Raw genomic sequence first — 3,415 nt, 5'->3', positions numbered from 1 at the left:
CCGGCGACATGATCGATCATCAAGCGCCCGTTGGCAATCCAGGCCGGGTCAATCACGCAAACCGTGCCAGATCCCGTTTTCACATGCCGCCGACACGCGCATTCCAACATCGACACCAGGCCACAGGGCCACTGCGCGCGACTGCACGCAATACCGTTGTCCGAGATCGCAGAGCTTCGCGGAGACTCACGACTGGCGATGGTGCACCTGAGTGAGCGGTAGTAGCCGCATACGGCGCTGACCGAACCGGCCGGCGCGGGGCATCGGAAGATCAGCTGGCCGTGCCGATCCGAGGTCGGCGGAACGTCCGCAACTGGCGAGTTGCGAACGACCGGTGCAAGCCCGCGCAAACCGCTGTTGAACAGCGGATTTACGCCAATCCCTCAGCTGTAGTGCACGTTTGGAACGGCTCGACTGGCTGTTCGTCCGCGCATGGCGGCGCACTGTTCTGCCGCATGGCGCGCTGAGTGAACCGGCCAGTACGGGCCGTCCGAGGTCAACTGGCCACGCTGATTCGGCACCGGCCGACGCACGCACATGCTGCCGATGGGCAGCTGAGATACGAGGTTCCAAGCTGGGAAACCGGTTGCCAATTGGAAACCGATTCACATATGGTCGATCTATGCAGGACGCGGAGACCCCGCAGCAGGCACTGGACATCGCTGCCGCTACCACTCGGCACGCGCACGAGGCTGCCGCGCTGCCCAGTTGGCAGCCTGTCGCGGCCGCTGTGTCGGGAGCGCTCGCTAACCTGCTGCTCTGCACGCTGGTCGCCGACGGCATCGGCAGACCGCTCGGATGGATCATCCTGATCGGCGGAATCGGCTCGGGCTGGGTGTATTTCAGACTTGTGCAACGGCAGCGCCGGACCCAGCGTGCCCGCGGCATCGTCCCGCTCCCGATGGGGGAGTGGAAGCAGAACATGGCACTGCTGGTCGTGATCCTGGTGGTGCCGCTGGTCGGCCACGCGAGTTCCGGCTCGGACGGATGGATCCGAGTGGCGTCCAGCGTCGTCCTGGGCGGATGGATCTGGTTCATGCAGGCACGACCGCGAATCCTCTCCTGGAAGACCCGACCGTGGAAGCGCTGAACGAACTGTTCGCCTCCCTGCCGCGCCTGAAACTCGTGGCATTCCTCGACGGTTGCGCCGAAGCGGAATTTCTCGTCGTCGCAGACATGTGCGACCTCAACAAATCCACCCTGTCCAAAGCGATGACCATGCTGGAGAACGCCGGATACCTCGATGTCACCAAGGGCTACGTGGGCCGCAAACCAAGAACCTGGCTCGCCCTCAGTCCCAAGGGTCGCACCGCCTACCATGCTCACCTCGCCGCCCTCGCTGCGCTCACTCGCAAGGGCGGGGAGGCCAGACCCGAATCTTGACCGAATCCCAGAACCCTCGGCCGGGGAGTGATCTGTAGCCGACACCGAACGCACTACATTGCCGCATACCGCGCTGGCCGAACCGGCCAGCGCGGAGCAGCCGAAGATCGACTGGCCGCGGCGATCCGAGGCCGACCGAACACACATCGATGTGCGTGTGACCGCAATCGCGGACAGTCGCGAACAGCCGTCCCCCGGTCGACGTCGATACCTACTCTGACCGGCTCAGTCCCATAGCGGAGAAATCGGGATTCCCGCCGAAACTCCCGCCACTTCGGATCGACAGCTGTTGTGGCTCAGAGACTCTGAGGATGTCCCGTTGGCAGTACAACGTCCAGGCGCCGTTCGGCGGCTATGAGCAGTCCGGCAACGGCCGCGAGATGGGTCGAGCCGACAGCGCGGAGTTCCCGGAGACCAAGGCGATCACCCGCTGAACCGACAAGCCGCTATCGGCGGGTCGTGTCCCGAACTGGAGGCCCGTCCTGTCTCAGCTGGTAACGATGTGCCCAGGCCCGTCAGTTGGGCACATCAGGAACAAACAACCCACACAAGCCGGAGGTATACCCATGACCGACGACGGCACGTCCCCCTACGACCTCGTCCTGACCCACTTCGTCGTCTCCGACAACGTCGAGCGCTCGCGCGCCTTCTATACCGACGTACTCGGTGGTAAGACCGTGCGCGCGGGTGAACCATCGATCGTCGCGCTCGCCAACGGTTGGATCATCATCAACACGGGCGGCGGCCCCACCGAGGACAAGCCGACCGTTGTGCTGGAGACACCGCCTGATCTGGACCGGGTCAGCAGTTTTCTGAACATCCGCGTCTCGGACATCCATGCCGTGTACGCCGAGTGGAGTGCACGGGGTGCCCATTTCCTCACACCGCCTCAGGTGCGTTCGACGGAGATCCGCTGCTACCTTCGCGACCCCGACGGACACTTGATCGAGGTGGGCCAGACCACACTGCCGGGTGGATGGCGACCGTCGTCGTGAGCTCCCGTACCCACAGGACGGGTGTCCCCGCCGACGCACACGCGGGGGCACCCGGCCGTTTGTATGAGGGAATCGCTCCAGGCTCTGATTCCCAATGGGGTGTATCGATCGGCCCCACAGTCGGGGTCGGTCGTGCATCATGTCCGCCGTGACGACCGCTGGCCGCCACCACCGGCGACCGGACTGGGTCGTGTCGAGACTCGACGATCGTGCGTGCCCATCAACATGCCGCTGGCGCCGCCACCAACTAATGGCATCGCGATGCGGTCACGGTGATCCTTCGAAGGCACGGAAAGGTCACTGCGAGGTGAACAGTGTCCGACTTGGCGGGGCAATTCCGACATTTGTATTGCTGATTCGTTGCTGGCGGGCTTAGCGTCAAGACCCGGTTTCGACGTGAGGGCCCCGATCGGTCCGATCGCACCATCGATGACGGTGACGAAGCACGCGAACGCGACGGGTCGGGGGATCTGGTCGAAGGAGTAACTCATGAATACTCATCAGCTGTCGGTCAGGCGTGCGCCTCGCCCGCGGATTCCTCCGCTGCGCCGGGGGCCCGCTGAGGCCAAGATCCTCGTTGTGGAGCAGCACGCCACCACTGCCGAGATGGCCCTCCTCGTCCTCGCCACCGCTGGGTACGACGCCGTCCATGCCGCGACCGGAACCCGGGCACTCACGCTCGCTCCGCAATGGCATCCCGACCTGGTGCTGCTCGATGTGCTGCTGCCCGACCTGTCGGGCATCGACGTCTGCCTGCGTCTGCGACAGAACTCCTCGATGCCCATCGTGATCATGTCCGCCGAAACGGATCCGGCCATCATTGACCTCGCACTCGATTCGGGAGCATGTGATTACTTCCCCAAGCCATTCCGTACGGCGGAACTGCTCAGTCGCATCCATACCCGCCTCGAGCTGTGAATATGGCTTTACATCGGTCTCGGCGGGACTGTAAAAACAACGGTGTAACTCCGAATCAAGGAGTGGCACTTGATGTCTGACACGACAACGATCGATGTGACCGATACTGCTGCGGTGGG

Annotated in this window: 5 protein-coding genes; all 5 read left to right on the top strand. The window is 63.7% G+C overall.

The genetic code is table 11. The annotated features are described in order from the left end of the window. Positions 1-622: 622 nt before the first annotated feature. The 5 genes from ACIRRA_RS45660 (at position 623) to ACIRRA_RS45640 (ending at position 3,296) form a co-directional block, all read left to right on the top strand. On the top strand, positions 623-1,090 hold the full coding sequence (locus ACIRRA_RS45660) for a hypothetical protein (RefSeq protein WP_402782315.1): 468 nt from the start codon (positions 623-625) through the stop codon (positions 1,088-1,090). Next, positions 1,078-1,383 (top strand): transcriptional regulator, encoded by a 306-nt coding sequence (locus tag ACIRRA_RS45655; RefSeq protein WP_402782312.1) that lies wholly within the window; start codon positions 1,078-1,080, stop codon positions 1,381-1,383. The genes ACIRRA_RS45660 and ACIRRA_RS45655 overlap by 13 nt, the downstream gene beginning before the upstream one ends. A 311-nt stretch (positions 1,384-1,694) precedes the next feature. Continuing rightward, positions 1,695-1,817: a hypothetical protein gene (locus ACIRRA_RS45650; protein WP_402782318.1), complete on the top strand. Its 123-nt coding sequence runs from the start codon at positions 1,695-1,697 to the stop codon at positions 1,815-1,817. Between the two features lie 132 nt (positions 1,818-1,949). After that, positions 1,950-2,378 (top strand): VOC family protein, encoded by a 429-nt coding sequence (locus tag ACIRRA_RS45645; RefSeq protein WP_402782309.1) that lies wholly within the window; start codon positions 1,950-1,952, stop codon positions 2,376-2,378. A gap of 489 nt (positions 2,379-2,867) precedes the next feature. Beyond that, complete coding sequence (locus ACIRRA_RS45640) at positions 2,868-3,296, top strand: response regulator (protein ID WP_402782307.1); 429 nt, start codon at positions 2,868-2,870, stop codon at positions 3,294-3,296. The last annotated feature ends 119 nt before the right edge of the window (positions 3,297-3,415 follow it).

It is taken from the genome of Nocardia sp. NPDC101769 (genome assembly GCF_044766925.1).
In the GTDB taxonomy this organism is placed as follows: Bacteria; Actinomycetota; Actinomycetes; order Mycobacteriales; family Mycobacteriaceae; genus Nocardia.
This window is presented reverse-complemented; position numbering and strand designations above follow the sequence as displayed.